Origin of the sequence: Streptomyces sp. NPDC048185, assembly GCF_043202495.1 — a bacterium.
Taxonomy (GTDB): Bacteria; Actinomycetota; Actinomycetes; order Streptomycetales; family Streptomycetaceae; genus Streptomyces.
In genome coordinates this window covers 1-25,982 of record NZ_JBIDAN010000020.1, presented here as the reverse complement: position 1 = coordinate 25,982, position 25,982 = coordinate 1, and the positions used below count along the sequence as shown (strand labels likewise).

Below are 25,982 nucleotides of genomic sequence, written 5' to 3'. Positions count from 1 at the left end.
CCTGGACGACGCGACCAAGAACCTCGCTCCGATCGGCTGGCAGGAGTCGGCCCCGGCCAAGAGCTAGTCGCCAGCACCGAACGCCCGGCGCCCTCAGCGCCGGGCCCCGTGAAAGGAGGCATGAGGTGAACGACTTGCTGGGGGAGGCGCTGGAACTGGCAGCGCGTGGCGTGCCAGTGCTGCCGCTCCGGGAGGGGAAGGTGCCGTTCGGGAACTGCCCATCGTGCGCCGGGAACCGGTGTGGCGGCCGACCGAACATGAAGACCGCCGGCGCCTGCGAGTGCCCGCGGCCGTGCCACGCGTGGGCAGCCGCATCGACCTCCGTCGACGTCGTCACGTCGGCGGCCTGGATGGCGGCCTGGCGGAAGTCGGCGGCCGTCGCCTACCACCCCGGCGGGGCCGGGGTCACCGTGGTCGACCTCGACAACACCGACGCGATCACCTGGGCACGCGAGGTCCTGCCTGCAACTCGGACCATCCCGACGACGCGCGGCGAACACTGGGTCTACCTGGGCACCATGCAGTCGGCGAACAAGGTCCGGCCAGGAGTCGACATTAAGTCCCGCATGTCGTATGCGCGCTGGCTCGGTCGCGGCGAGGGCCAGATGATCCGGCTGCCCGAGGCGGTGACCTCGCTACCCCGGTACGTGGTGCCGGCAGGTGCCGTGGCCTCTTCGCCCGTCTCCCGGACCGCGTGGTCACGAGAGGTCGCCTCCGGGTGCCGTCACACGGAACGGTACGTGCGGACCGGCCTCGACAAGGGCGTCGCCATGGTGACATCCCACCGTGAGCAAGGCGCCGCAAGCCAAGCGTTCGGTGTCGCCCGGTTCCTCGGCTCGTTGCACCAGGAGTGCCCCGGGCCGTGCGGCCTGGAGACCCTTGGCGGCGAGATCGTGGCGGCGGCCGTGAGCGTCGGCGTGCCCGAGACGTACGCGGTCCGGGCTGTCGACCGAGGGTTCGCCGAAGCGGGCGTCGCGGTGCCCTCGACGCAAATGGTCTGAGCTGTCTAGAAACCCCGCAGCTAGGGTCAACCCACATCAGAAAAGCGAGCGGCCCGGTAGCAGAGAGGTGGTTGCACACCTTCGCTCCGGGCCGACTGGAAGTCTTCGAGCTGAGCCTGTTCCGTCTCCAACCCGCACTTCCTAGCGCAGTCACCACTGTACGACACGGTGACAAGGCGGAGGAGACGGAACTGGCTCAGCTCCCGAGAACGGAGCACACGTGAGCCAGCCGTCCCCCGAGGACAAGACCCCCGCCCGCGAGATCATCTCGGAGTACGCAAGGGATCACTTCCACTACTTCCGTACCTCCAGCGGCGCGGCATACGCGCAGCGAATCGGCAGCCCCATCGCCCGCCCTCTGCGAAGTCAGGGCACGACCGGAAGCCACCGCCAAGAGCTGATGCTCGACATGTACAACGAGGGCATGGGCATCTTCAGCGGCACCTCCATGAAGGAAGCCCTGGACTTCATCGAGGCATTGACCCTGAGCCGGGACGTGCGCCAGGTCCACATCCGCGTCGGCCCCTGCAAGAAGACTTCCGGGGTCACGTGGCTCGACCTCGGCCGCGACGATGGCCAGTCCGTCCGGATCTCTACAGACGGCTGGGAGGTTCGGAAGCCCACACCTGACGAGATCATCTGGCGGCGCACTCAGCTCACCGGAGAGCTGCCGATGCCGGAGGCCGGACAGGACATGAAGGGCATCGACAAGCTCTGGAACCTCTGCAACTTCGTGGACGCCGGCTCCTCCACCCTCGCAGTGGTCTGGCTCCTGGCTTGCCTGGATCCCGATGTGCCGGTTCCAGCCGCGTTCCTCACCGGACCGATGGGCGCAGGCAAGTCGACAACAGGACGGATGCTCACCAGGGTGATCGAAGGGATGAGCTCCGACCTCCGGACCCCTCCTCGCGGTGAGGAGCAGTTGACGGTCGTCGCCTCTGCAGGCTGGGTCATGCCCCTGGACAACCTCTCTCATCTCAGTGCCGAGATGTCCGACGCCTATGCCCGCGTCGTAACCGGCAGCGAGGACCTGAAGCGGCAGCTGCACACCGACGGCGACGTGGTCCGGCTTGCAGTGCGCCGGCCTGTCCTCCTCACTGGAATCGACGTCGGCGTCATCCGGTCCGACCTCGGAGAGCGGCTGTTGCAGCTCAAGTTGGACCGGCCTCAGAACCGTCGGAGTGAGCGCGATCTGTGGTCAGAGTATGAGGAAGCTCTGCCGTCCATCCTCGGCAGCCTCCTGGACGTCGCCGTGTCCGTGCGGAAGCAGGACGCGGACGTACCCGCTGACCTTCGCATGGCCGACTTCGGGCACCTCTGTCTGCAACTCGACAAGGCGTACAGCCTCGGCGCCATGCTCGCGTACCGGGCCAGCATTGACGACATCACGGACGACGTGATCGAGGGCGACAACCTCGCCCAGCTCGTACTGCGGTACGCAGCTTCGGAGGCGATGGAACAGGCCGGGGGCGAGATGAAGATGTCCTCCACAGAGTGGCTCGCCGTGCTGAACCGCTTCGCGTTCGGCGACTTCCAGACCCCGCCGAAGGGCTGGCCCACCACCGGCAAGGTCCTCTCCGACCGGCTCAAGCGGCTCCAGCCGACCCTGGCCGCCCGTGGGGTCAAGATCGAGTCCGGACGGCGCTCCCGCCACGAGGACCCGAACCGGTCCCGCTATATCGAGATCAGCCGCATGGGCGGCGCCTCCATCCCAGAGCAGACCCAGCCTGCCTCGGAGCAGACGGAGTTCCCCGCCACGGCAAACTGACGGCCCCCGCGATCCCTGCGGCCCCCGTTCGAGTCTCGGACGGGGGCCGTCGCATGTCTGCGTCCCCCTGACCGGACCCCCATGTGTCCTAAGCCCAAAAATCTGCGTCCCCCCTCGGGACAGCGTCCCCCCTGCCCTCTGACCTGCGGAAACGGGGGGACGCGAGGGGGGACGCTGCGATAAGGGGGGACGCAGGCGCCTCGCCTGGGCAAACGACCATCCGCGTCTCGCTGGCCTGCGGTTTCTCGCCTCTCCTCCAGGGGGGACGCAGCCGACCCCCGGGGGGGACGCAGCGGCCGTCAGGGGGGGGACGCAGCCGACCCCCGGGGGGACGCAGCGGCCGTCAGGGGGGACGAAGGGGGACGCAGGGGGGACGCACCAAAATTCTCTGCGTCCCCCCTCATTCACACAGGTCACAGGCGATCTTGTCAGGTGGGGGGACGAAGGGGGACGCAGCATTTTTTACTTAAGAGGGAAAGGGGTGCTGTCTGTTGTAGTTGTGGCGTCGGTTGTTCGATTTCTGCGGGCCAGTGGTGGTTGAAGAAGCCACCCCCGCGCGGGGCGCCGCTCTGGTGCGGTCAGTTCGGCGGCGACCGCGCGGCGTGGCTTCTTCCTTCGACGACGGCGGGCAGGTGATACGCGTGCGACGCCTCTCACGGGTGCGTCGGGTGCGAGCCGTGCGAGCGGTAGCCTCCGGGCGGACGGTGGTCGACGGCGGCCGCCAGGAGCTGGAGGAGGTGGGCGGTGGCGGCACGGCGGACAGTGGTGCTGAACAACCGCGGGGGGGTGGGGAAGTCGGACGTCACGGTGCGGCTGGCGGCAGCGCTGGCGAAGCGCCGGCGGCGGGTCGGCGTCCTGGACTTCGACCCGCAGGGCAACGCCTCCAGGCGCTGCGGGTGGCGGTACAACGAGAGCGCACCGCAGCTGACGGTCTCCGAAGCGGTGAAGGCTGACCGGGTCGGCGCGATGGCCGGCGTCTGGACGTCGGTGGGCTGGGATGTCGAGTACGCGCAGCGGATGGTGCTGGCCCCGGCCTGGCTGGAGTTGGAGAACCGGATGTCGGAGGCGGGGGTCACGGGGAACCACCTCCGGCTGGCCAAGGCCCTCCAGGGCGCGGACGACCACCTGGACGATGTGCTGATCGACTGCCCGCCGTCGCTGTTCCACCTGACGCAGATGGCACTCGCCGCTGGCCACCAGGCGCTCATCGTCACCGAAGCTGAGATCGACTCCATCCTCGGGGCGAAGAGAGTCCGCGACTTCGTCAACGAGAAGCGGCACCTGCTCCACAACGACGAGCTGACCCTGGCGGGGGTGGTCGTGAACAACCTGGACCCGTCGGGGAAGGCGTTGGAGCGCGAGCAGCTGGCGTCGATCCGCCGCATCTTCGGCGATCTCGTCTGGGAGCCGGTCATCCACCGCCGGGCCGCTCTGGCAACGGCGGACAACCAGGCGCTCCCCCTTGAGCTGACCAAGGCATCCGGGGTGGGCCCTGCCCGTGCAGCGTTCGAGCTGTTGGCGGAGACGTACGAGAAGAGGAGCGTGACCGTAGCGTGAGCCCGCAGAAGTTCGACACCGCCGACGACGAGGGACCGAGCCCGGCGCTGGTCCCTCACCAGGACGGGCTGATCGTGGGCTCTCCTGCGGACGGCCCGGATCAGCAGCTCCTGGACGCTCAGCGGCGGGCGGAGCACGCGAAGGCGATCCGGGACGCGAAGGACGCCAAGACGCGACGCAGCTGGTACACCTCGGCAGCCGCGGCCGACGCCTTCCAGGCCGTGGTGGACGACATCCACCACGCCACGAGGGTGCCCAAGCACGAGGTGGTGGCCGCGCTCCTGGAGGCGGCTGTCGAGCAGGCGCCGGCGGTAGAGAAGCGGCTGGGTCCGAAGGTCGCACCCATGCGACCCGTGCGAGGTGTGCGAGGCGTATCACCTCGTGAGCGAGTGGAGTGATACGCGTATCACTCGTCTTGTGCGACGCGTATCACCCGAGGTCACGGCAACGACGACGGGCCCGCACCCTGGAAGGTGCGGGCCCGTGGCGTGGGTCTAGTCGAGAGGGAGGCAGTCTGCGGCGGGCACGGTCTCGCCGTCTCCCCCGAGCTTCGGCACGAGCTTGCCCTCGTTGCCGTACTGGCCGGGCTCCAGCTCGCGCACCCGGTACGCGGTCGGGGTGCCGTCGTCAGCCCACTCCACAGCGGTCACCAGGGCAGGGTGGCCGTCGGGGAGACGCACGTGCGTCCGCAGGGCGAGTCCGCCGAACTGGCGGCGCAGCAGCTCAGTGAGGAACGGCACCGAGAACCACCAGGAGACGTGCTCGGTCTCCATGTACCCGTTGTAGTTCCGGCGTTCCTCCTGCGACTTCAGGAACCGCTCGGCCAGCTTGAAGCAGCGGCTTTCGTACTCGATCAGGGTCATGTCCCACGAGGGTTCGTCCGCCTCGGTGGTGGTGACCCTGGTGGCCCATGCCTGGAGACGCGGGTGGCCGGTCGTCCACCATTCCTTGATCGGGCAACCGAGCAGACGCACCGCAGCGAGATCGAGGGGGTGCATCAGCCTGTCGACGGCGGCCAGGTCGTCGGCTTCGACCGCGGTGCGCAGCCGGTGGGGGTCGGGTGCCAGTTCCGGCTGCTCGTCCAGCAGCATCGCGTACGAGGCTGCCAGCACCCATGACTGGTCCTGGCTGTAGCCGTACTGAGGCTTCCCCCGGAACCGGTGGGAGAGGCTGTCAGCGCGGCGTCCGGGCAGACTCGCGGCCTGGCAGGTGTCCCAGCTCGTACGGGCGTTGCCGCGGCTGGTGAACGGGTGCCAGGTCTCGCACACGTAGCCGGGATGCGGAGTGCCGTCGCATCCGTGGTCGCACGGCGTCATCACGATCGGGTACAGGCGGGGCGGCTCGCTCAGGGCTTCGTCGGCCGGGCCGGGGTCCTGCTCCGCCAGGCGCCGACGGGCGGCGGTGTACGAGATGTCCTCGCGCGCGGCGAGTTCGCGGGCGGCGCGCTTGGTGTGCTTGTCGGCGGTCATGGTCACTCGCTCTCGGGCGGGCGGACCCCACGCATCCCCCGCCGGGCGTCATAGACCACGGGAGGTTCGGGGTGGTGCTGGCACGCGAGGCTCAAGGCCCCTTGTCCTCGGTCGCCTTCACCGGCGTGGGCGGGAGAGGCTCGGAGTCAGGCCGACGTGCGGCGGCCGGTTCCACCGTAGCCGCCGGCACCGACAGGACGCCGGAACTCGCGCACAGTGATACCCCTCGCACCCGTGCGATGGGTGCGAGGGGTATCACGGCAGATCACCGGCCCGGGGCGCTGGTCTCGGGCGCGGGGTGGACCTCCAGCCACTCGCGCGGGTTGATCGGTGACGTCTCGTCGGGGCCGTCCTCGTAGCCGGGGTCGGTCCGGCGCATCTTCATGACGGGGAAGTACTTCTGGGGGTCGGGGGCGTCCTGGTCGGCGAGGACCAGGCCGTGGACGCTGTACTCCCGGCCGACCAGCGTCACCTCCTGGCCCCGCAGGTATCCCCAGTCGACTCCGAGCGGGTAGGTCGGCAGCCCGAACGTGCAGTACGGCGGGTTGTGCCAGTGGTGATCGCCAATGCCGTCGCGGTACTCAAGGCCGCACTTCCAGCAGCGGGTGTAGTCGGCGGTCTTCTCGCGGTCGTCCTCGCAGAGGTAGCAGTCGGACCGGTGCTCGAAGTGCTCGGCGTGCTCCGCGTAGGCCCGGTTCGTCTCGGCGTCGATGCGCGCGTTCTCGGCGGCCTCGGCGCAGTAGCAGCCGTCACAGGTGGTGCAGACGCCGCAGCCCCCGCACAGCGCCTTGAGGTGATGGCCGCACGCCGCGTTGACGTCGTTGAACGAGTCGCCGGTCCAGGAGGAGACCCACGGGCCCCCGTCGCCGGGGAACGAGCGGGCCTCCACCTCGATGTCCGCGCCGGTGTCGGCGCGCAGTGCTGCCGTGTACTTGGCGCCCTCACGCGCGGCGGCGCGGGCCCGCTGGGCTGCGGTGTTCTGCTTCTTCGGCGACATGCGTACTCCAGACACGGCGGTCTCCCACGCTTCCGCCGGCGGTGTACGTCGGGCCGGTGGATGGTCGGTGGTTCACTCGCGGGCCTCGAAAGACCTTGGCCGACTGTGCCCGGGGCGGCGTGGGCGCCGGGGCGGCGGCGAACGGCGGTACGCGTCTGGCCGTGAGCCCCCACGGTAGCGGAGGGCACGGACACCTCGGGCCGTCTTCCGGCACGGCTCGCGGACGCGTGAGAGTGGTGATACCCCTCGCACGGGTGCGACGTGTGCGAGGGGTATCACCGCAGGTGCATGGCGGGGTCAGTCCGGCTGTGGGGGCCACGGCCGGGGCTGGAGCTTGCGGCGGATCCGCAGGGCGAGGGCCTCGCGCTGGTACTCATCGAGCTCGGGGAAGCGGAAGATCTCGACGGCGGTCATGCCGTAGTGCGCGCACGCCCGCTCGATGGTCTCCAGGCTGATCACGGCCCCGCCTCCCCGGCCGCCGTTCAGCTTCCGGCGCCATGTCGGCTCGGAGTACCGCATCCCGGCGGCCTGGCGGACCATCGTCTCCCCGGACAGCTCCCGGAGCTCCCGGAGCGTCTGGCGGACCTGGCCTTGAAGGTTCACGGGCGCTCCTGGGCGATAGCTGGGCTAGCGGTCGGTGCGGCGGGTGGTCTGGCCGTCGCGCAGCGGTTCGCGATTTTGGGGCTCATTCGCCCACGGCCACCGGGGCCGCGGCCGTCTGTTCGTCGTGCTCGCGCAGCAGGCGCATGACGGTCGCGGGGGAGGGGTGCTGTCCCTTCTTGGCGCCCTTGGTGATGACGAGCTTCGCGGCGATCTCGCGCAGGCTCAGTTCCTGGCCCCGCATCTGGAGGGCCATGGCGAGCATGGTGTCGTCGGTGACGCTGGCCCCGCCGATGGCCTTGCCGCGCTTGCGGGCCGACTCGTGGCCCTCCAGGGTGCGGTCCCGGATGTACTCGCGTTCCATGCCGGACAGGGCGGCCAGCACGGTGAACACGACGCCGCCCGGGTCGTGGCTGCCCTGAAGCTCTCCGGTCAGGAACTCGAGTCCGACGCCGCACGCGCGCAGTTCCTCCGCGAGCGTGGCGAGGTCGATCCCGCGTCCGAGCCGCTTGTGCTCGTGGACCACGAGGGTGACGCCGACGCCGGACGCGCGCAGCTCGCAGGCGAGGGTGACGGCCTTCTCCAGCTCCGGCCGCTTGGTGGCGCGGGTGGAGATCTTCTCCGAGAAGACCCGGGTGACCCCGGCCGCCGCGAGCGAGTCGAGCTGGGTGTCGAGGGACTGCCGGGCGGTCGACGCGCGGGCGTAGCCGATGCGGACGTGGCCGGACGGTTCGGCGCCGGCGCCGACGGGGCGCGGCAGTTCCACCCAGGTCGTCCCCGGCTTGCGCACGGGCGGGGTCGGCACGTTCAGCGTCTTGGCCAGCGAGGGCACGAGCCGGAAGCGGGCCGTGTGGTACTGGATCGCCACCTTGCCCTTGGTGGTGCGGCAGGGCGAGCCCGCCGGGGCGGCGCAGGTGGACATGGGGCAGTCATGCGCTTCAACGCGCTGGTAGTCGTCGCTCACGGGGATCACTGTTTCATGTGTCTGTTTCAAGAAGCAAGCTGTTTGCAACGACCTATGAAACAGAAAACCCCCAGCATGATCGGTGCGGGGCGGGGTGTTTCACATGCGACCACCTATGAAACGACCCGTCAGGAGAGGGCGCGTAAAGGGTGCTTGACACTCGGGGGGCATGTAAAGGAACCTTGACGTACCAACGTAAAGGAGCCTTGACATGGGCTGGGTGCACGACGTTCCCGCAGACAACCTGTACGACCACGAGGGCTACACCGTGGCGGTGCTCGCCGACGGCAGCGAGCCGGAGCCGCTGCAGTTCCCCGTCCCGGGCCGCGAGGGCGCCACCTTCAAGAACGGCCGGTGGGACCTCTACGACGGGACCGAGGGCCGTCCCCTGGCGGCGGCGGTGCGGGCCGCGTGCGAGTGCGGGTGGCGCAGCGTCGACACGTTCCCCGTCGACTTCGACGACGACGAGGGCACGGAGGGCTGGGAGGACAACACCGGCCCCTTCGCCGCGTGGCAGTCCGAGCACATCGAGGCGCTCCTGGGCACGGCGATGCCGACCGAGCTGCGCGAAGCGCTCGCCACGGTGGCGGAGCAGGTGCGCGAACACGCGAGGCTCCGGCCGTTGGTCGCGCTCGCCGCGATCGGCCAGTTGGAGAAGCTCGTTGGCGACGTGGCGCCGACCGCCGGCGCGGCGGCCCGCATGGACGGCCAGACCTGGACGACGGTCGGCAAGGCCCTCGGCACGACCCGCCAGGCCGCGTATCAGCGGTTCTCCCGCTTCCTCGCCCCCGAGCTGGTCTCCGGCCCGAACGACTGAACCCGGGCCGACCCCGGCCCGCCGACACCGAGACGCACGGAAAGCTGAGGACCCATGACCCGCGCACTGACCGACCTCACCGCCGAACAACTCGTTCGCCACGTCGCGCACCTCGCCGACTCCGTCGGCCGCCAGGGCGTCACCGACCTCGTGGGCGAACTCGCGGACGCCGCGAAGCTCCTGCAGTACCGCTACGACTCCCCGGCCTGGCAGGGCCAGAACGGCACCCGCCCGGACAGCGGCATCCCCGCCGTCGACCTGATGCGCCGGGTCAGCTGGGAGGGCAACGGGTTCCTCGCGGTGACGGCCGGGGAGATCCGCCGGACGTACGGCGCGGGCCCGGAGCCGCTCGCCGAACAGCTCGCCGGCCACAACCTCCTGACGCTCCCCCGGGAGCTCCCGGCCGACGACGACACCCCGGTCCTGCTCTACAGCGGGCTCCGGCAGATCGGCAACCTGCTCAGCATCACGCTGGAGGACGGCGCGGAGTCCGTCGACCGCGACCTGGTCGACGTCGTCCGCAGCTCCCGCCTGCCGCACCCGCACCCCATGGACTTCTAGGAGACCGGCTGATGCTCACCACCGAGATGGTCCGCGACCGCTTCATCGGCGAGGACGACGCTGCCCGCGTCGCCGCGTTGTGGAACGAGGTGTACCCGGCGGTCCGGGAGCGGCTGACCACGGTGATCCGTGCCCAGCGCGAGAGTGCACAGCCGACCGTGGACGTCGCCCGCTTGGAGCAGGTCCGCCGGGAGCTGGGTCAACTGGACCGGGGCACGTTCCGCCCCTGCACGCGTTCGCGGCCGGCCTTCAGCGAGTCGGCGGCGTACGGCCTCCTGCGGGACGTCGTCGCCGTGACGGGGATCGGCAGCCCGTACGCCGGGGCGCTTCACCGCCTGGCGGCCGTCCTCGCCGATCTGGTCGTTGCCCGCGATGTTCTCGTGCAGGCGGCGCGGGCCGTGGAGTCCAGCACCGCCCCCTGACGCCTGCCTCAGCGAGCCCCGCCCGGTCACGGCCGCGCGGGGCTCTGCTGTTGCCCCGGCATGGCTCGCGTGCGGGAGCGTCATGACCTGCCGGGCGGAACGGGGGCGTCATGACCTGGTGTCGCCGGGCGCGGGTGGCTTCTTCCTCCCACGACGATGGTGAGCCCGAGACGCAAGCGCGATGGACTGGTATCTCGCGCGCGTTGGGCCGGTCCCGGAAGTCCAACGCAGCCCGCGACGGTAGCCGCGCGGGTCTCTACGGTCCGCGCCCATGACTCACACGAACACGACTCAGCTCGCCCGCCGCAAGCCGCGCCGTCGGCAGGGCCGCCCCTCGCTCCTCACCCCGGCCGTGATGGATCTGCTCACCCGGGCGACCGCCGTGGGCCTGCCGATGAAGCAGGCAGCCGACGCGGCCGGGGTCGGCCGCTCCACCTTCCTGCGCTGGATGCGCGTGGGTGAGGACGTCGTCGACGAGAAGCAGGGCGGGCACCTGGACGTCGACTCTCCCGACCCGTGCGCGGCTCTGTACGCGAGGGTGACCCGGGCTCGCGCGGCGGCGGCTGCCCGTGCCACCGGCCAGATCGAAGAAGCGGCCCGCGGTGCCGTCGTCTCCGAGACGTACCGGACGTGGACCGACCCCATCACCGGGGAGACACGCAGCGAGCGACGCGTCCGTCGGCGGCCGGGCGACTGGCGGGCGTCCGCGTGGCTGCTCGTGCGACTCGATCCGGAGCCGAAGACGCTGGAGGAGCTGCTCGATGAAGAGGACGCGCGGATCCGGGCGGAGCGCGGCGAGAACCGGATGGAGCGGGCGCTCACGCCTCACCTCCAGGAACTCGCGGCCCGCCTGCAGAAGACGCTGGCGCAGTACCAGGAGGAGGACGGCACGACGGCCGCGGCGGACGCCGGTGCCGGGTCCGACTTCCGCGAGACCCCCTCGTAGGGAAGTAGTCGGCGTCGGCGGAGCACCACGGGGACCCCTTGACCGCGCAGCTCAGGAACCCTCGCGGTGCTTCGCCAGGCGTCGGCTGGAGGCAAGTTGTAGGGCAAGCCCGGAGGCAACTTGTACGGCAAGTTGTAGGGCAACTTGGAGAGCAAGTTGTAGGGCAAGCCGGATCCCGGCTGTCGTCCGCGACGATTTCACCGCCCCGAACTCCCCGCCGGTCACCTCTCGCAACTCACCCCGCCGTCCCGCTCGAACTCCCCCACACCCCTCTGTAGAACTCCCTCCGACCCCCTTCACCCAACTCCCCTGTCCTCCAGCTCCCCACCCCGACCTGTACCTCTGGAACCTCCGAGACCACCCCCTCCTAGGGACGACGCGAGGGGGTGGTCTCGGAGGTGGAAGAGCGCTCGTGCAGGTCGGGGTGGGGAGCTGGAGGGCCCCCAGTAACACCCTGGTGTACGGGTCGGTTTACACCCGCGCGGGAACTCCGGCAGCCCTCGGCCGGAAACCCGAAGACGGTCTTCACCGATAACTTGCTGTGCGCTCGCGGGCGCGCCGAAGTACTACTTCGGCATCAACTTGCTCGGCCCCGGCCGGGCTCGCGGGAAGCTCCCCTTCCCGCCCAACTTGCTCGCCTACGGCGTCCGCTCGATCCCCCGCCCGAGGGTCCGCCGGCCTCTCCGCTCGGCCACGTCCTGGTGCTCGCCGTCGTCCAGGAGTGCAGCGGGCTCGACTCGTTCGACGGGCAGAAGCCGCGGGGAGACGTCGGTCGACTCCGTGCTCCTGGTGGTGCTCGGGCCGGTGCCGAGAGGGCGTCGCGTGGTGCTCACCGACGGAGCTTCCCACGCGCGCGCGGGGCACGCCGCGACCGGTCGCGAGGTCGCATCCTGGGTCGCGCCCTGAGTTCCATCCTGAGTCGCACCCCGGGTCCCGTCCTGAGTCGCGTCCTGGGTCGCATCGGGGTTCGTCGGCGCGGGCCTTGGAGACGTGCTCCGACCTGGACGACAAGGGGTGCGCCGCCGGTCGGTCGGCACGCCGACTACTTACCGGGGGCGTTGTCCGGCGCGGCGGACCGGGCAGCGCAGCGTTCGCACGAGCCCCGGCTACGGTCGCCGAAGGGCGGTGTCCTCCGGCGCGAACGGTCTTGCCCCCGACGATGCCTGACCGCGCCGGGGGATGCCGACCGCAGCGGGGGCCTGGGGGCCGGCGAAGGCCACCAGCGGCCACCGGCCTCAGTACGAGGGCGTGCCCGGACGGCGCCGCCGCATGTTCACGATGGTCGCCTCGTCGACCCGCCGCACCGCCTCGCCTACGCGTGCGAGGACGGCGTCCAGTTGCTCCTGGGTGACGTCACCGCCGGAGTTCATGGCACGGGCGATCTGGTTGAGGTTCGTGCCGATCCGGGTGAGCGCGGTACGGGCGTCGACCAGCTCGCGCAGCTCCTCGCGGTAGGTGGTCGGGATCGGTGTCAGCGAGCCCATCGCGACCGCCAGGACGACGTCGGTGGCGTAGCTGGTCGGTGTCTTGCGGGCGAGCGTCGCGGCGGCCTCGATGGCGGCCTTCTCGTCGTCACCGAGCCGGAGGTTCATGCGGTGCGGGCGGGGCTCGTCGTTGCGGCGGGTGCGCCGCCGCTGCTCCGGAAACACACGATGCTCGCGCACGCCGACCCCTCCGCAGTTCCCCCGGTCCGTCCCCGGACCGCCGATGATCGTCCACCGGTCATCGGGCCTACGGTAACCGTAGGCACCAACTCGCTGCCCCTGCCTGCGGTCGCCTGTGTGTCCTCCGCTGCGTCCCCCGGCCGGTGACCCGGATGCCTCCGGTCCGTGGCCGCGAAAACGCCGTACACCTCTGGCACTTTGATCGCCTACGGTTTCGTCCGTGACGAAATCTGTGTCCCACCTCGGCCCCGACAACGACGACCAGGAGCACGACGGCGACGTCCTCGCGGTGCGAGAAACGGTCTCCGTGGGCGAGCGGTTGAAGACGACGACGTGCGCCTGGTGCGGAGAGCGGATCGTGTACGCGGGCGTCGGCCGGCCGCCGAAGTACTGCCGGGACTCGCACCGCAAGCGGGCCTCGGAGCTGCGCACGGCACAGCGGCGTGCGGCCCGTCCGGTCGACAAGGGCGGCCAGACGACCGAGCCAGTGCGTGAAGTTGTGGAGCGGACCGAGACGGTGACGCGTACGACGGTGCGCAGCGGCCCGGCGAAGATGCGGTTGCCGGAGAACATCTACGAGTGGCAGCACGCCCTCACGCAGTTGCAGAACCAGGTGCGCAACGGCCACGGTCTCGCCGGGTTCTACGAGGTGCTCGTGCGGGACCTGGAGGCGACGGCCGCCGTCGTGCGCGAGCGCCAGGAGCACATTGCGCAGCGCGCGGCCGGACTGGTGCCGGCACCGCGGCCGCCGCGTCCGCAGGGCAGTAAGAAGAAGCGGCGCAAGCGTCGGTGACCGCCCGGATATCGTCCCGGACGAAACCGACCGCCTTGTGAATGCAAGAGGTGTGCACGTCCTCGCCGTGCGGTTGGACGTGCCGTTGGACGCGTAATGCAAGGGTGTGCTGACGTGCCTCGCGTGCACGCGTGTGCACGGGCACGGGTGCACGCGTTGGGCGCCGCTCGGTCGTGATGCATAGGTGTGAGGGATCCCGTCGAACGGGACGCGGTGCAAAAGTGCTAGAGGTGCGCGGCGCTTCCCGGCGTCCGGACCGGTGGCGTGACATCTCTTGCAACTCTGGCGCGGCGGGTCTTGTAGCGCGGCGGGTGACGCGGCGCGTGGACGTCGCCGTGCTCCTGGTGCTCGCCGTCGGCGTACGTCATCTCGGTGACGTACCGGCGTCGACGGAGACGTACAGGGCGACGGCGGCCGGGCTCGAAGGCGGCTGCATGACATCTCTTGCAACTCGGCACCGCCCGGGTTCCGTCCGGGACGAAAGCCTGCCGGGCCGGTGGCCGCCGACGATGCCGCCAGGTGCGCGGCGCGTGGGCGGCGCCGGGCCGAAGGCCCGTAACAGGCGCGGGCGAAGCCCTCGTTCTTCGTCCCTCCCCCAGAAACGCGAAAGGCCCCCGGTCCGCCTCGCAAGGAGACGGGCCGGGGGCCTCGGTGGTGGTGCGCGTCGGTGTTACGTGGCCTCCATCCGCCACTCCCACGGTTCGCCGGCGTCGGCGGCGCGTGTGGCGGCGGCGGCTAGGGCGTGGGCGACGGCCGACTCCTTCGCCCGCACGAAGCGGTGGCGCGCGAGCCTGAGCAGCACTGCGGAGATCTCGGCGGCCTGCGAGGGCGTCATCGTCCCGCCCTCGCCGGGGTTCGTCAGCAGCAGCACGACCGGGCCGCGCTCGTCGCGGGACAGGCAGCCCTCGGCGTATCCGGCGAGGCTCGTCAGCGACTTCAGGGCGTGCCGGTCCTCGCCGAAGAAGTCCGCGCCGTGTGACGTCACCACGTGCGCCTCCGCGTCGTGGATGGCGTGCTGGCGGCTCATCGCGGCGTCTCCACGGTCACGGTCGCGGGCTGCGTGTACGCGGGCGCCGGCGGCCGGGCCGCGGTGCCGTCGGCGTTGGCGGTGCCGATCCAGTACGCGGCGAGCAGGGCGAGCGCGGTGAGTCCCCAGCGGCGGGCCCGCGCCCGCAGTGCCGCCCCGACCGGGGCCGTGGCGGCGGAGGCGGGGGTGAGGGTGACGGTCCACTGGGTGGGCTCGTTCGGTAACGACATGTCGGTGTCTCCCGGTTCGGCGGTGGTCAGATCAGGGCGGACAGGAGCGCGGCGGCCAGGGCCACGAGCGAGGCGGCGGTGATGTCGCCCGCGAGGCGCAGGCCCTTGTACTTGCGCTTGGCGATCCGGGAGAGGTGGACGACGTGGGTCGCGCGGTCGGCCGGCGCCTGGAGGTCGGCGAGCAGCTCGTCGGCCGTGGTGCACAGCGACCAGTAGAGGAACGAGCCGCGGGCCGCGCCCCCGAGGCGGGGCCGCACGACGAACAGCACGACGAGCATGGCGGCGACCAGGCCGACGGTGCCGACGCCGACGAGGGCGGCGGACGTCCCCGGCAGGGCCTTGCCGGGGACGGCGGCCACCAGCGCGGCCAGGGGCAGCGAGAACGAGGTGAGGAGCACGCCCGACTTGGCGTCGGTCCGGCTGATCTCGGCGAGCACGGTCCCGGTGGCGGCGTCCAGCCGGGCGTCGATGTCCAGTTCCTTGGGCACGAGCGGGGTCCCTTCCGGGGTCAGCGGACGTCGTTGCGGTTCTTGGCGAACAGGCCCTTGGTCGTGCTGGAGACGTTCGTCGTCTCCTGGCGCACCGAGCCGTTGTAGTGGTGGTGGTGCTCGGTGTGCATGTCCGCCTTGGCGCGGCCGAAGGAGCGCAGCAGCGAGCCGACGGCGAGGACCAGGGCGACGGGCGCGGCCCCGCCGACGGCGAGGGTGACGGGGTCGACCTGCCCGAGCGTGTAGAGCACGAGCGAGGTGGCACCGCCGACGGACAGGGAGGCGACGCTGCCGGAGAGCATCAGGCCGCTGATGTCGGTGGCGCGCTGGGACATCGGCGGCCGTCCCTCCTGCGCGACCGGGGCGGCGGCGCTCGGCGTGTTCGGCGAGGTGTCGCGGTAGGACGTCGGGATGGGCGCAGGCGCGGGCTCCGGCCGGTACAGGCCCTCGATGATCCGGCGGGCCTCGGCGGCGGCCTCCGACTCGCTGAGCTGGATACCGGGGGTGCGGTCGATGTGCTCCACTGGGTGCTCCTTCTTCGTCACTGGGGAAGGTGGCCGGGGCCCGGAGGCGTCATCTCCAGGGCCCCGGTGCGGTGCTGGGGTGGTGCGGTGTCAGCGGGCGATCTCGTACAGGCCGCGCCCGGCGCGGACGACGTCGCCCTGGTCGACGAGCACCCCGAGGGCGTTGCGGACGGAGCCGATCGCCTTCACCTCGGGCCCGCCGTCGGCGTTGACGAGAATCAAGACCTCTTCGGGGCTCAGCGCGTCCTCGGCCTCGGCCAGGGCGACGCGGATGCGGTCCGCCAGGAGGGCGGCGCCGCGCCCGCCCTTGGTGGCCTGCGCCTTGGCCACCTGCTTCTGCTGGTCCTCGCGGACGGCCTCGCACAGCGCGTCCATCGCGGCGGTGCCGCGCGCGGCGTACGCCTCGCCCGCGGCCTCCAGCGACGCCTCTTCCAGCCGGGCCGGGTCGCCCGGCCCGTACAGGGCGAGGATCTCCGGATCCAGGCCCGGCATCGGCAGGATGGAGCCGATCCGGAAGTGCCGCATCATGCTGGCCGGGTGCGTCCCGGAGAGCAGGTAGGCGGTCCCCTGGGTGTCGCAGACGTCATCGTCGTCGTCGACGTCCTTGGCGAACTGGCTCCGCAGGACGCGGGGCTTGAGGCTCTTGGGGATCGGCATGAGCTGGGTGCCGGCGGGCAGCAGCCCGTCCGCGACCAGCTGGCGCATCATGCTCGAACTCCAGCGCAGCAGAGTGACCTCGCCCTCCTTGAGCATCGCCCGGAGCGTGTCGCTGCCTCCGAGTTCCTCCAGGTGGCTTGCCTGCGCGTCCAGTTCCTCACCGATGCCGACGGAGCGGCCGGTCCTGCCCAGCTCCTTGACGAGGTAGGTGGCCTCCTCGCGGTACGGCGCGCCCTTCTCCAGGAGGCGGTTGGCCTCGTCGATCCGCACGGACAGCAGCGGGTCGGGGTCGCCGATGACGAAGGCGTTGCGGCCCATCGCGGCGTAGCGGGGCTGGCGGGACTGCTGAGCGACCGCGACGGCCGCCCGGAGCATCAGGATGACTTCCTCCTGGCTCGTGGCCAGCCAGTCCACCTGGCCGCGCGCCTCCGGGGCGGACTGGCCGCCCTTGAGGTCGCCGTACCAGGAGACGATGCCGTTGCGCTTCTCGCAGGCCAGCACGTACTGCACGGTGCGGGACTTGCCCGCGCCGGTCGTGCCGAAGGTGAGGGCGCGGACCGCGCTGCCGGTGCGCGGGTCGAACAGCTTGCGCCGGGCGGGGCGGCCGTTGTGGTAGCGGCCGACGACGATCCGGCCGTACGTGTCCATCAGCATGTCCGCCTCGCTCGGGGGCGGCATGACCGCGAGCGGGTTGGACGGGTAGATCGTGACCAGCGCGGTGCGGGAGCCGTCGGTCTCGACAGCGATCCGGCCCGGGTCGGCGATCTCGAACGCGGACGCGAGGGCCGCCAGGTCGTACTTGATGACCTGGCCCGGCGGAACCTGCACCATCAGCTCGACGATCTGGTCGTCCGGGATGGCGGGGGCGGCGGGGGTGATGGTCATGCGTCCTCCTTGGTCATGTCGACCGCCGTGCTCATGCGGCCGAAGTTGATGGCGGTGATGGTCGCGCCGGGCATGGCCAGCGGCGCGATGCGCGTGGCCCACATCGTGTGGGCGTCCAGGGCGTCGTCGGCGGTGCCGACAGTGAGCAGCTGCACGGAGGCGCCGCGGCCGGGCACCGCGCCGATGGTGATGAGGTCCTGGGGGACGTCCATCAGCGCGGACAGGCGGCGCGTGGAGATCTCGGGGACCGGCTGGCCGGGGACGGCCGCGCGGATGATGGCCTTCATTGCGTTCTCGCCGGTCCGCTCGATGTCCTCCAGGAGCGTCCCCGGCGCGGCGCCGTCCTCGATGGCCACGCGCTCGGCCCACCACTGAGCGGCCGGGTGCGCGGCGACCGCCTGCTCCTGCACGATCAGGTCGCCGGTCGGCTTCGGCAGAGGCGGCAGCGGCGGCACGAGCATGTGGCGGGCCGCCCGCGACGGGCGCAGCCAGAAGGTGCCGGCCGACCACAGCGCGACGGCCAGGGCCTCACCCCAGTGGACGCCGGAGACGATCCGCTCGGCGATCAGGACCCCGGTCAGGCTGGCGCCGGGCGCGAGGTACATGACGATGCTGGTCGTCTTCTGGTGGCCCTCGGCGCGGCCGGTGGGCAGCACCGCGAGCCCGGCGCCGGTGGCGACGGCGGTGGCCAGCAGCGACTCGCCGAAGAGCTCCGGGGTGAAGAGGCCAGCGGTCGCGGCGGCGGTACCGGCGGCCGTGGCCACCAGCCCGGCGCGGCTGCGGGCGGTGTCGATCCGGCGGCGCGCGGCGTCCATCTGGCCGCGCAGCCGCTCGATGCGCTCGGGGGACAGCATCGGGTGGGCTCCGTTCTCCCCGGCCTGCCCGGGGTGCGAGGACGACGAAGCGGCGGCAGCGACCGATAGCCCAGCTATCGCCCGAACGGCCGCCGCTTCATCTCTGTGCGACGTGTGCGACGCCTCGCACCCGTGCGTCGGGTGCGAGGCGTGTGAGGGGTGCTGATCAGCGGTTGCTGTAGAACTCCGACTCAGCCGGTTCCACGGGCATCGCGTGGAACGCTTCGGCGACCGCGCCGTAGTCGGCCTGGTGCTCGGCTGCGGTCTGGTCGAAGAGGGCGGACAGGTCCTCGGTCGCGGCGGCCATCGCTTCGGCTTCCTCGAGGACCGACCGCATCACGGCCGCGGCTTCGTGGTGTTCGGCGACGCTGCCGCTGTCGACCTTGAGCCCGGACATCTGGTCGGCGAGCCGGTCCACCGACTTCGAGCAGCCCTCGACGTAGCGGTACGTCGAACGGACCTGCTCGCTCAGCCCCCGCAGCCGGGCCCCGGCCATGGTGAGCTGCACGATGACGACGCCGTAGCGCACGCCCTCCGCGAGCACCGCGCCGGTGACGACGGCTGCCTTCCCGGCCGCGCTCGCCACGGCGCCGGCGGCGGCCCCGGCCTTCTCCAGTGCTTCACCCATGAGGGCCTCCTACTCCATGTTGTATTCGCGCTCGGCCGGGCGGGTGTGGCCGTGGTCGCGGGTGACGTCCGCCGGATTGCGGTGGATGGCCTCGGTGTTGCTCCCGGCCGTGGCGATGGCCTCGGAGGCGCGGGGCAGGGCCGCGGCGATGGCGTCGGCCTTGGCCTTGACCTCGCCGGTCTTCTCGATCAGGCGCAGGACCATGCCCTCCAGGACGCCGGGCACCTTCAGCTCGACAACCTTGGCGTGCAGGGCTTCGAGCCGGGTCACCAGGCGCTCGCAGCCGTCGGCGGCCGCGAGGGCCTCGTCGACTCCGGCGGTGATCTCCTCTGCCATGTCGGCGTCCGCGTCGATGACGTCGTAGACCGTCAGCTCCGCGTCCCTGTACTGCGTGTCGGCCTTCACCGGTGAGCTCACGAACCGGGCTCCTCTCGTTGGTGCGGCCGGGGCTGCGGGCCCCGGCGGTGTCGAGCTGGCGGTTGTCGGCGCCGTGGCGGTGCCTGCCGGGAGAGCGGGGCTGCCCCGGGTGATGGCCCCGGCCGGAGTCGGCTCCGGCGGGGGCGGGTCGTCCCGCTCGAACCAGACCTTGTACTCGGAGTCGGTGTAGGCGGGCGGCGGGCGCATCCCCTCCGTGCCCGGCATCCCGCCCGGCGGCGGACCGCCAGGAGCCGCACCGGGCGGCGGCGGGGCGGTCGTGCTGTCCGCCCCGGCCGGGCCGGTCGACGTCGACGGCTCCGGGCCGCCGGCCTTGCTGCCGTCCTTCGCCGCACCGGGCTTGTCCGGGCCCTTCTTCCAGGGCCGTTCGCCGTCCGGCTTGTGCGCGCCGGGCACCTTGGCGTCCGGGTCGTACAGCGGCTTGGGCGGCGTCGTCGCCTTCGGCGGGGCCTCCTTGTCCTTCCCGGCCTCCGTCGCCTTCGGCTTCTTCTCCAGGTCGACCTTGTCGCCGTCGCCCTTCTTCGCCTCCGGCTTCTTCTCCTCGGGCTTGGTGTCCGGCTTCTCCTTCCCGCCGGACTCCTTGGGGTCCTTGGCGTCCTTCTCCGCCTTGGTCTTGTCCTTCTCGGTCTTGCGGGCGTCCTTGTCGGCCCGCCGCTGCTTCTCGCGCGCCTGGTCGCGGTCCTTGGTCCGGTCGGCGAGGTCGGCGGCCTGCTTCGCTGCCTTCCGCTGGTTGCGGGCCTTGGCGTTCTCCTTGGCGACCGGCCCGTCGGGGGCGGCCTTCCAGCCGCTGCCCTTGGCCTTGGTGTCTTTCCCGGCCGCGTTCTTGCTGCCGGAGCCGCCGGAGGACCCTGAGCCGCTGCCCGAGCCCTTCTGTGCCCCGCTGGAACCCTTGGAGCCGCTGCCCGGCCCCTTGGGCCCAACTCCGCCTGAGCGGCTGCCAGAAGAGCCGTCCGGGCCCTTCTTCGCCCCGTTGGAGGGGCTGTTGGAGCGGAGCGAGGCAGGGACCTTGGAACCGCCCCCGCTCCCACCGGACTTCCCCCCGCCCGAGCCGCTGCCGCTCGCACCGCCACCGCCACGGCTGCCGCCCCCGCCGGCCTTCTGCGTACGGCCGAAGTCCGGGCCGGACTGGAGGCGCTTGTCCATCGCCTTGTCGGCGTCGACGCGGGCCTTGTCGGCGATGGCCCGGCGCTGTTCGGCGTTGGCCTTCACGCCCTGGGCCGCGTGCCACATGCCCTGAGCACAGGCGACACCGACGGCCGCCATCACGGCCATGCCCATCACCGCCGCGTCGCGGAACCCCGGGTTGTCGGGGTCGGCGGGCGGCGGCGGGACGAACGAGCCCGCTTCCGTCTCGTCGTCGCCGGATTCCGCATCGGGCACCCCGGCGACGGTCATGTGCAGCGGCGGCCCCATGTCGGAGACGTCCGGCAGCAACGGCCAGGAGCCGACCGGGATCGGCGCGAGCGCGTCGTCGTCGGCGTCACCGCCCGGGTCCGGCGGGGCCCCGCCCCCGGCGTCGAGAGACGGGGGCAGGGCGACGTGGGGGAACGGCAGCAGCGTGCCGTCCCGGTCGTCGGTGGTCACGGACACTCCCTTCTGGGGGTTGACAGACGGTCACGTAATCGGCGACCCTCGCGCGCCGCGCGTACGCGCGGCGCGCCTTGGGCCCCCCGGAGACCCGGGGGGCGGGCGATGATGATGAACTTCTGCGTCACGCGGCGTTACGGCCCTGCCGGAGCGCGTCCCGCTTCTCCATCTCCGCGCACCAGGCCGCGAGCGACTGCGCGAGCTCGTGCATCGCGGCCGGGTTGCCGTTGCGCTGGGCTCGCTTGGCGGCGGCCTTGGCCCGGTCGAAGACGACCTTCACCAACTCCGCGTCGCTCGTGGCGGCCTGCATCTTCGGGTCCCAGAACGCCTTGAGGTTCTGCAGGCGCCGCGCCGCCTCCGGCGTCATTCCGGTTGCGCTCATGCCGAGTGCTCCCGGTGGACCAGGTCGAGGAACGGCCCGCCGGCGGGCGCGGACGTCGGCGGCGGGCTGACCGGCTTCGGCGGCACCGCCCCGGCCCCGGCGCCGACCGCCGGGGCCTGCTTGGCGTTCTTCTTCTCCAGCGCGGCGGCCTGCCGCGCGGCCGGGATCTCGTGGCGGCCCTTGCGGTAACGGGCCTCCAGCTCGAACGTCTTGGCCGCCGCGGCCTCCAGGTGCTCCTGGATCTCGCGGAACGGACCGACCACCCAGCGGTGCCGCCACCACGCCTCGAAGCTGCTGTAGCCCTCGGGGCGGTTGGCCTTCCACATCGCCTCCGCCTCCTGGCGGACGTCCTCGACGAACGCGGCCTGGTGCTTGAGGACTCCCCGGAGCTGGGTGGCGAACGCCTCCACCATCTCCGGCTTGGTCAGCATGTCCCCGGACCACTCCGGTCCGGACGAAGTCCTGCTCATGGGAAAAGATCTCCTCTACCGTTGTGGTCGTGACCAGGGCGGTTCGTTCGTCCTAGTCGTGCTGTGACTGCTTCCGGCAGTCGCAGCGAAGGCCAGCCCGAATCGCGCGGGCTGGCCTTCACTGATGTGTGCCGGTGTGCTGGTCAGGCGGCCGTGGTGTCTTCCGCCTGCTGGTGGTGCTCTCCGCTCTCCCGGCGGACCTGGGAGACCCAGCCGATAGACCAGCCGGTCTTGTCCGCGAGGTCCCGGACGCTGGCGCCCGGGGTGTTCACGATCAGCGCGCGGGCGTCCGTCTCGGAGAGCTTGTCGTTGTTCACGACCGCCTTCACCGGAGCCGCCTTGGGGGTGTTCACGGCGGCCGTCTTCGGGGTGTTCACGGTGGAGCCCCCGGTGTTCACGGCCCGGCGTTCACGGCGTTCACGGGCGAGCTGCTCCGCGCGTTCACGGGCTTCCCGCTCCTGCTGTTCACGGGCGGCCCGTTCAGCATCGGCCCTGGCCCGCGCCTCCTGTTCACGGCGGGCTCGCTCTGCCTGTTCGCGGGCCTCGCGCTCCTGCCTCTCGCGGCGCTCCCGCTCCGCCCGGCGCTCCTCCCGCTCGACCTCGTCGCGGCGGCGGGCCTCCTCAGCTTCCCGCTGCTCACGGGCCATACGGGCCTCGTGGTCCAGGCGCTGCTTCTCCTGCGCCTGCTCCCTCTCCAGACGCTCGCGCTCAAGGCGCTCGGCCCGGTCCTGCTCGCGCTCCCGCTCCTCGCGCTCCTGCTGTTCACGCTCGCGCTGCTCGCGCTGCCGTGCCTCGCGCTCGCGCTGTTCATGAACACGCTTCCGCTCGGCCTCCTCGCGCTGTTCACGCTCGATCCGGTCAAGCCCGTCGGTGATCGCCTGGCGGTACTTGGGGCCCGCTTCGGAGACCGCCACGAGCACGAGCGGGGCAACCGCGTGAACAGCGACGCCGACCCGGTCGCCCTTGAGTGCGGAGTCGCCGATGTTCAGCAACACCGACGAGACGCCGGTGAGCCAGCGCAGGACCGCCGGCCACCCCTTGACGTGGGCACCGAGCCGCGACGCCGCCGCGTCCATGCGGATCACGATGACCAGCGCGACATCGACCAGCAGGGACAGCCCCACCGCCGACCACTTCCACCCCTCGGGGGTGACCCGCTCAACGAGCGGCGTGACGGTGAACAAAGAGAACGTGATCGCCATCGCGGTGATGGCCCACGTTCCGACGCTCAGCGTGCGTTCGGCGGCCTCGACCTGCTTCTTGCTCAGGGTCGCCAGTTTCAAGACCCCTCCTTCTCTCGTACGGCGTGCGGTGGACTTGATCCGTCGAAGCGGAGCCGCGAGGACTGAGGCAGCACCCGGCCCTCCGCCCGTGCTGCCCGGTGCTTCGGGCACTGGCACGGCGGCCACTGGTCGATCTGCACAGGCGGCAGGAAGCCCACCGGCTCTACCTCGATCAGCTCTCCGTAAGTGCGGCCGCCGTCGCGGCTGACGCGGATCGTCATGTGCTTCTGCGGGGCGTCCCCGCCGGCGCCGGTCACCGGACCGGCTCCCTGCCGAACCTGGCCGTCACCGCGCACACCGCGTCGGTGCCGTGCATCGCCGTGTTCTCCAGCCAGGTGGCGAAGGCGCCGTCCCCGGCCTGCGTGCAGGCGGCCAGGGCGTTGTCCGCCCGGTCGTCGACGCGGTCGAGGTGGTCCTCCAGGCGGTGCCACTGCTCGCCCCGTATGGCGTGCACCAGCTCCGCGACGGCGTACAGCGAGCCCAGGTGAGCGATGGCCGCAACCGCGGCCGCGCGCTTCTTGACCTTCAACGTGCTCTCCCCTCAACGGTGTCCGGCCCGACAGCCGGACGTCCGCCGTCACCAGCCGTCGGGGCCTGGTGGCGACGGACGTCCGTCGTCGGTCAGAGGTCGTCGTCTTGGGGGCGGATCGGGTCGTGGTCCTGTCCGCACCAGTCGCACCAGGTCACAGCGTTCATACGGCCGCCTCCTGCTCCGACACGACGAGGAACTGGTCCGTGTCGATGTCCATCACGACCGTCGCGGGCTGACCCTGCTCACGCAGCTCGTGCGCCCGCTCTTCCGCCGGCCACGACCCACGCGGGTTGCCAGCCGAGAACCTGTCGTAGACCTCGCGCGTCATGCGATCGCCTCCAGCTCTGCGCAGAGGCGGTCAAGCGCGATGTTCGCCGGGTCCGTCGCGCACTCCCGGCGGGTCCGCGCCAGGTTGTAGTGCCTGCGCACCTGGTTGCGGACCATGGCCGACAGGAACGAGCCGGGCCGGGACGGGACGTCGTTGCCGCGCAGCAGGTAGCGCCAGGCGGCCAGCCATACGTCCTGCGCGATGTCGTCGGCGAGGTGCCGGTCCTCGAAGCGCAGCGCGTTGGCCGCCACCCCTCGGACTCGGTCCTGGTGCTCGATGGCCATGCCGCTCAGCACCTCGCGCAGCCGGTCATCACCAGGGCGGCGTGGGGAGTTGTAGCGGTGAGCCTGCGAGTCTCGTGAGGTGAGCTGCGGGCGCCCCACCTCGGCATTCATACTGATCACAGGTCGCTCCTTGATAGCGATCTGGGGCCGTGGCCCCGGCCGGTCCCCGCCTGCTACGCGGGGGCCGGCCGAACGAAGAAGCCACGGCCGCCAAGCGGCACTTCGGTTGCCGCCGCGCCCCGGACCGGACTCGAACCGGTCGTAACGCCTACGGGGCCCGCGATCTTTGCCCTTGTCTCACCGCGCGTACGGCTCCTTGTCTGTCCGTGAGGACGGCATGGGAGAAGGTGCTTCGCTGATCCGCGCGGCAGGGCTGGCTTGTCGCAGTTGCCTGGCCCGCACATCGCCTGCGGGCTGGCGGTCCGCATCCCCTGCGGACCGGGCCGGGTTGAACAGAGGAGCCGCCTGCCTGGCCTCGAAGGGCGGGTGGTTCGGCTCGTGTCTCCCGGGTCTTGCCTCTGTGGAGTTCTCAAAGATCAACCGCTTCCTTCGGTCCACGCGGCCTGCGCGCTTCCCTCCGGGCGACCCGCCACTTCCGATAGGAAGTAGCTTCCTATAGGAAGTTAGGGGGTAGAGCGTGTAACGTCAACAACATCCGATAGGAAGCTAGGAAGGAGAGGAGGCGAAATGAGCGCCGGAACCGTGGCTGAGATGGTGTACGACCTGCGGCAACAGATCGACGGGGGGGAGTTGGAGCCTCACGCCCAACTGCCGTCGACCCGGGCCCTGATGGATACCTACGGGCTGTCTGACAACGCTGTGTACCGGGCCGTGGCTCTGCTCAAGTCCGACGGATACGTCTACAGCCGCCAAGGGCGGGGAGTGTTTGTGGCCGACCGTCGCCAGCTGATCGCGGGCGCGGAGCGAATCGGGGGGATCACCCGTCCGGGCGAGCGGATCGAGTGGCGGCACAGCATCCGAACCGAGGCGCCCGACTGGGTCGCCGGGTACATCGGCGAGGGCGAATGCGTGGAGCGAGCCCGCGTCGTGCGGCGCGGCCCGATCATCCGCGAAGCGTCACGATCCTGGGTGCATCCGGACGTTGCCGCCGTCGTCCCCGAACTGGACGAACCGGCCCCCTGCAACCCGACGTGGCAGGCGGTCTATCGAGACCGCTCCGGCAACGCCGTCGAAAACACCTCTCGGGCCGCCGATGCCCGCATCGCCACCGCTGACGACATCGCAGCCCTTGAGCTGCCGACCAGCACGCCGACCAGCACGTATGCCGTGCTGGTCATTCGCAACGTGTACACGTCCGCAGGCCGCGTGATCGGTGTGGGCGAGATCGTATGCGCCCCCGGACGTCCCGTTGAACTGAAGTCCTCTCGTCCCTGACCTGCCCGGAAGGACCCTCATGGACCGCACAGCCACCCAGCACGCAGGCATTGCCGCTGAGTCGGTCAACGGCCTCAACCAGCGCATTCGCGCGGCTCTCGCCGATGCCGAGGATTCGGATCTCAAGAGGCTCAAGGACGCGTACGAGGTCACGGCCAGCCTCAAGTTGTTGGCCCAACGCCTGACACTGACGGCCACCGAGATGCAGCAGCTCGTCGACGAATGGCACCAGGAGGGCCACCTCGTCACCGCGCCTTCGGTCGACACCAACGCCGTGGTCGGCGCCTTCGACACGGCGATGACCGATGCGGGCAAGATCGCCCGCACTCTGTTCACCGCCCTGGACGACGCGACCAAGAACCTCGCTCCGATCGGCTGGCAGGAGTCGGCCCCGGCCAAGAGCTAGTCGCCAGCACCGAACGCCCGGCGCCCTC

The 25,982-nt window shown here is 71.2% G+C and carries 33 protein-coding genes; 11 read left to right on the top strand and 22 right to left on the bottom strand.

Going from position 1 to position 25,982, the window contains the following annotated elements; all coding sequences use genetic code 11:
• The first annotated feature begins 125 nt into the window (after window positions 1–125).
• Together ACGF3H_RS35845 and ACGF3H_RS35840 are read left to right on the top strand one after the other, a co-directional pair.
• Complete coding sequence (locus tag ACGF3H_RS35845) at window positions 126–1,001, top strand: bifunctional DNA primase/polymerase (protein WP_393816608.1); 876 nt, start codon at window positions 126–128, stop codon at window positions 999–1,001.
• Between the two features lie 220 nt (window positions 1,002–1,221).
• Window positions 1,222–2,769: an ATP-binding protein gene (locus ACGF3H_RS35840; protein ID WP_393816607.1), complete on the top strand. Its 1,548-nt coding sequence runs from the start codon at window positions 1,222–1,224 to the stop codon at window positions 2,767–2,769.
• Between the two features lie 653 nt (window positions 2,770–3,422).
• On the opposite strand, the gene ACGF3H_RS35835 is transcribed toward ACGF3H_RS35840, so the two are convergent.
• A complete protein-coding gene (locus tag ACGF3H_RS35835; RefSeq protein ID WP_393816606.1) occupies window positions 3,423–3,545 on the bottom strand; it encodes a hypothetical protein in 123 nt (40 codons plus the stop codon).
• Window positions 3,546–3,555: 10 nt separating this feature from the next.
• On the opposite strand from ACGF3H_RS35835, the gene ACGF3H_RS35830 reads away from it, so the two are divergent.
• Both ACGF3H_RS35830 and ACGF3H_RS35825 read left to right on the top strand, forming a co-directional pair.
• Complete coding sequence (locus ACGF3H_RS35830) at window positions 3,556–4,326, top strand: ParA family protein (protein ID WP_393816605.1); 771 nt, start codon at window positions 3,556–3,558, stop codon at window positions 4,324–4,326.
• On the top strand, window positions 4,323–4,724 hold the full coding sequence (locus tag ACGF3H_RS35825) for a hypothetical protein (RefSeq protein WP_393816604.1): 402 nt from the start codon (window positions 4,323–4,325) through the stop codon (window positions 4,722–4,724). The genes ACGF3H_RS35830 and ACGF3H_RS35825 overlap by 4 nt, the downstream gene beginning before the upstream one ends.
• 96 nt (window positions 4,725–4,820) lie before the next feature.
• Here the strand turns inward: ACGF3H_RS35825 and ACGF3H_RS35820 are convergent, their stop codons facing one another.
• The 4 genes from ACGF3H_RS35820 to ACGF3H_RS35805 all read right to left on the bottom strand — a co-directional run bounded on the left by ACGF3H_RS35820 (window position 4,821) and on the right by ACGF3H_RS35805 (window position 8,356).
• Window positions 4,821–5,795 (bottom strand): hypothetical protein, encoded by a 975-nt coding sequence (locus ACGF3H_RS35820; RefSeq protein ID WP_393816603.1) that lies wholly within the window; start codon window positions 5,793–5,795, stop codon window positions 4,821–4,823.
• Between the two features lie 265 nt (window positions 5,796–6,060).
• Window positions 6,061–6,792 (bottom strand): hypothetical protein, encoded by a 732-nt coding sequence (locus ACGF3H_RS35815; RefSeq protein ID WP_393816602.1) that lies wholly within the window; start codon window positions 6,790–6,792, stop codon window positions 6,061–6,063.
• A 297-nt stretch (window positions 6,793–7,089) separates the two neighbouring features.
• Window positions 7,090–7,395 carry a hypothetical protein gene (locus ACGF3H_RS35810; protein ID WP_393816601.1) on the bottom strand — a complete coding sequence of 102 codons (306 nt, stop codon included), beginning with the start codon at window positions 7,393–7,395 and terminating at the stop codon, window positions 7,090–7,092.
• Between the two features lie 82 nt (window positions 7,396–7,477).
• A complete protein-coding gene (locus ACGF3H_RS35805) occupies window positions 7,478–8,356 on the bottom strand; it encodes a recombinase family protein (protein ID WP_393816600.1) in 879 nt (292 codons plus the stop codon).
• Window positions 8,357–8,567: 211 nt separating this feature from the next.
• Here ACGF3H_RS35805 and ACGF3H_RS35800 point away from each other — a divergent pair, with 211 nt between their 5' ends.
• The 4 genes from ACGF3H_RS35800 (at window position 8,568) to ACGF3H_RS35785 (ending at window position 11,102) form a co-directional block, all read left to right on the top strand.
• On the top strand, window positions 8,568–9,173 hold the full coding sequence (locus ACGF3H_RS35800) for a hypothetical protein (protein ID WP_393816599.1): 606 nt from the start codon (window positions 8,568–8,570) through the stop codon (window positions 9,171–9,173).
• 54 nt (window positions 9,174–9,227) lie between these two features.
• Window positions 9,228–9,734 (top strand): hypothetical protein, encoded by a 507-nt coding sequence (locus ACGF3H_RS35795; protein WP_393816598.1) that lies wholly within the window; start codon window positions 9,228–9,230, stop codon window positions 9,732–9,734.
• 11 nt (window positions 9,735–9,745) lie between these two features.
• The gene (locus tag ACGF3H_RS35790; RefSeq protein ID WP_393816597.1) at window positions 9,746–10,156 is read left to right on the top strand and encodes a hypothetical protein; all 411 of its coding nucleotides are present in this window, start codon (window positions 9,746–9,748) and stop codon (window positions 10,154–10,156) included.
• Between the two features lie 271 nt (window positions 10,157–10,427).
• Window positions 10,428–11,102, top strand: coding sequence for a hypothetical protein (locus ACGF3H_RS35785; RefSeq protein WP_393816596.1), 675 nt, complete (start codon window positions 10,428–10,430; stop codon window positions 11,100–11,102).
• A gap of 638 nt (window positions 11,103–11,740) precedes the next feature.
• Here the strand turns inward: ACGF3H_RS35785 and ACGF3H_RS35780 are convergent.
• Window positions 11,741–11,935, bottom strand: coding sequence for a hypothetical protein (locus ACGF3H_RS35780; protein ID WP_393816595.1), 195 nt, complete (start codon window positions 11,933–11,935; stop codon window positions 11,741–11,743).
• Window positions 11,936–12,337: 402 nt separating this feature from the next.
• Entirely contained in the window at window positions 12,338–12,766 is a 429-nt protein-coding gene (locus ACGF3H_RS35775; RefSeq protein WP_393816594.1) for a MobC family plasmid mobilization relaxosome protein, read from the bottom strand.
• Window positions 12,767–12,986: 220 nt separating this feature from the next.
• Here ACGF3H_RS35775 and ACGF3H_RS35770 point away from each other — a divergent pair, with 220 nt between their 5' ends.
• On the top strand, window positions 12,987–13,559 hold the full coding sequence (locus ACGF3H_RS35770) for a hypothetical protein (protein ID WP_393816593.1): 573 nt from the start codon (window positions 12,987–12,989) through the stop codon (window positions 13,557–13,559).
• 670 nt (window positions 13,560–14,229) lie between these two features.
• Here ACGF3H_RS35770 and ACGF3H_RS35765 read toward each other — a convergent pair.
• The 15 genes from ACGF3H_RS35765 to ACGF3H_RS35695 form a co-directional block, all read right to left on the bottom strand.
• On the bottom strand, window positions 14,230–14,586 hold the full coding sequence (locus tag ACGF3H_RS35765; RefSeq protein ID WP_393816592.1) for a hypothetical protein: 357 nt from the start codon (window positions 14,584–14,586) through the stop codon (window positions 14,230–14,232).
• The gene (locus ACGF3H_RS35760) at window positions 14,583–14,816 is read right to left on the bottom strand and encodes a hypothetical protein (protein WP_393816591.1); all 234 of its coding nucleotides are present in this window, start codon (window positions 14,814–14,816) and stop codon (window positions 14,583–14,585) included. The genes ACGF3H_RS35765 and ACGF3H_RS35760 overlap by 4 nt, the downstream gene beginning before the upstream one ends.
• A gap of 26 nt (window positions 14,817–14,842) precedes the next feature.
• Entirely contained in the window at window positions 14,843–15,304 is a 462-nt protein-coding gene (locus ACGF3H_RS35755; RefSeq protein ID WP_393816590.1) for a Pycsar system effector family protein, read from the bottom strand.
• A 20-nt stretch (window positions 15,305–15,324) separates the two neighbouring features.
• Window positions 15,325–15,828 (bottom strand): hypothetical protein, encoded by a 504-nt coding sequence (locus ACGF3H_RS35750; RefSeq protein WP_393816589.1) that lies wholly within the window; start codon window positions 15,826–15,828, stop codon window positions 15,325–15,327.
• Window positions 15,829–15,918: 90 nt separating this feature from the next.
• Window positions 15,919–17,370, bottom strand: a complete 1,452-nt coding sequence (locus ACGF3H_RS35745; RefSeq protein WP_393816588.1) for a transfer protein — start codon at window positions 17,368–17,370, stop codon at window positions 15,919–15,921.
• A complete protein-coding gene (locus ACGF3H_RS35740; protein WP_393816587.1) occupies window positions 17,367–18,224 on the bottom strand; it encodes a hypothetical protein in 858 nt (285 codons plus the stop codon). The genes ACGF3H_RS35745 and ACGF3H_RS35740 overlap by 4 nt, the downstream gene beginning before the upstream one ends.
• A gap of 166 nt (window positions 18,225–18,390) precedes the next feature.
• On the bottom strand, window positions 18,391–18,852 hold the full coding sequence (locus ACGF3H_RS35735; protein WP_393816586.1) for a hypothetical protein: 462 nt from the start codon (window positions 18,850–18,852) through the stop codon (window positions 18,391–18,393).
• Window positions 18,853–18,861: 9 nt separating this feature from the next.
• On the bottom strand, window positions 18,862–20,871 hold the full coding sequence (locus ACGF3H_RS35730) for a hypothetical protein (RefSeq protein WP_393816585.1): 2,010 nt from the start codon (window positions 20,869–20,871) through the stop codon (window positions 18,862–18,864).
• Window positions 20,872–20,998: 127 nt separating this feature from the next.
• Window positions 20,999–21,256, bottom strand: coding sequence for a hypothetical protein (locus tag ACGF3H_RS35725; protein WP_393816584.1), 258 nt, complete (start codon window positions 21,254–21,256; stop codon window positions 20,999–21,001).
• Entirely contained in the window at window positions 21,253–21,726 is a 474-nt protein-coding gene (locus ACGF3H_RS35720; protein WP_393816583.1) for a hypothetical protein, read from the bottom strand. Before ACGF3H_RS35720 ends, ACGF3H_RS35725 begins: the two co-directional genes overlap by 4 nt.
• A gap of 143 nt (window positions 21,727–21,869) precedes the next feature.
• The gene (locus ACGF3H_RS35715) at window positions 21,870–23,009 is read right to left on the bottom strand and encodes a DUF2637 domain-containing protein (RefSeq protein WP_393816582.1); all 1,140 of its coding nucleotides are present in this window, start codon (window positions 23,007–23,009) and stop codon (window positions 21,870–21,872) included.
• Window positions 23,006–23,266 carry a hypothetical protein gene (locus ACGF3H_RS35710; RefSeq protein ID WP_393816581.1) on the bottom strand — a complete coding sequence of 87 codons (261 nt, stop codon included), beginning with the start codon at window positions 23,264–23,266 and terminating at the stop codon, window positions 23,006–23,008. Before ACGF3H_RS35710 ends, ACGF3H_RS35715 begins: the two co-directional genes overlap by 4 nt.
• Window positions 23,263–23,538: a hypothetical protein gene (locus ACGF3H_RS35705; protein WP_393816580.1), complete on the bottom strand. Its 276-nt coding sequence runs from the start codon at window positions 23,536–23,538 to the stop codon at window positions 23,263–23,265. The genes ACGF3H_RS35710 and ACGF3H_RS35705 overlap by 4 nt, the downstream gene beginning before the upstream one ends.
• A gap of 163 nt (window positions 23,539–23,701) precedes the next feature.
• Window positions 23,702–23,869: a hypothetical protein gene (locus tag ACGF3H_RS35700; RefSeq protein WP_393816579.1), complete on the bottom strand. Its 168-nt coding sequence runs from the start codon at window positions 23,867–23,869 to the stop codon at window positions 23,702–23,704.
• Window positions 23,866–24,264: an RNA polymerase sigma factor gene (locus ACGF3H_RS35695; RefSeq protein WP_393816609.1), complete on the bottom strand. Its 399-nt coding sequence runs from the start codon at window positions 24,262–24,264 to the stop codon at window positions 23,866–23,868. Before ACGF3H_RS35695 ends, ACGF3H_RS35700 begins: the two co-directional genes overlap by 4 nt.
• A 576-nt stretch (window positions 24,265–24,840) precedes the next feature.
• Between ACGF3H_RS35695 and ACGF3H_RS35690 the strand changes: the two genes are divergently transcribed.
• Window positions 24,841–25,548 carry a GntR family transcriptional regulator gene (locus ACGF3H_RS35690; protein WP_393816578.1) on the top strand — a complete coding sequence of 236 codons (708 nt, stop codon included), beginning with the start codon at window positions 24,841–24,843 and terminating at the stop codon, window positions 25,546–25,548.
• A gap of 19 nt (window positions 25,549–25,567) precedes the next feature.
• Window positions 25,568–25,954: a hypothetical protein gene (locus tag ACGF3H_RS35685; RefSeq protein WP_393816577.1), complete on the top strand. Its 387-nt coding sequence runs from the start codon at window positions 25,568–25,570 to the stop codon at window positions 25,952–25,954.
• Window positions 25,955–25,982 lie beyond the last annotated feature (28 nt).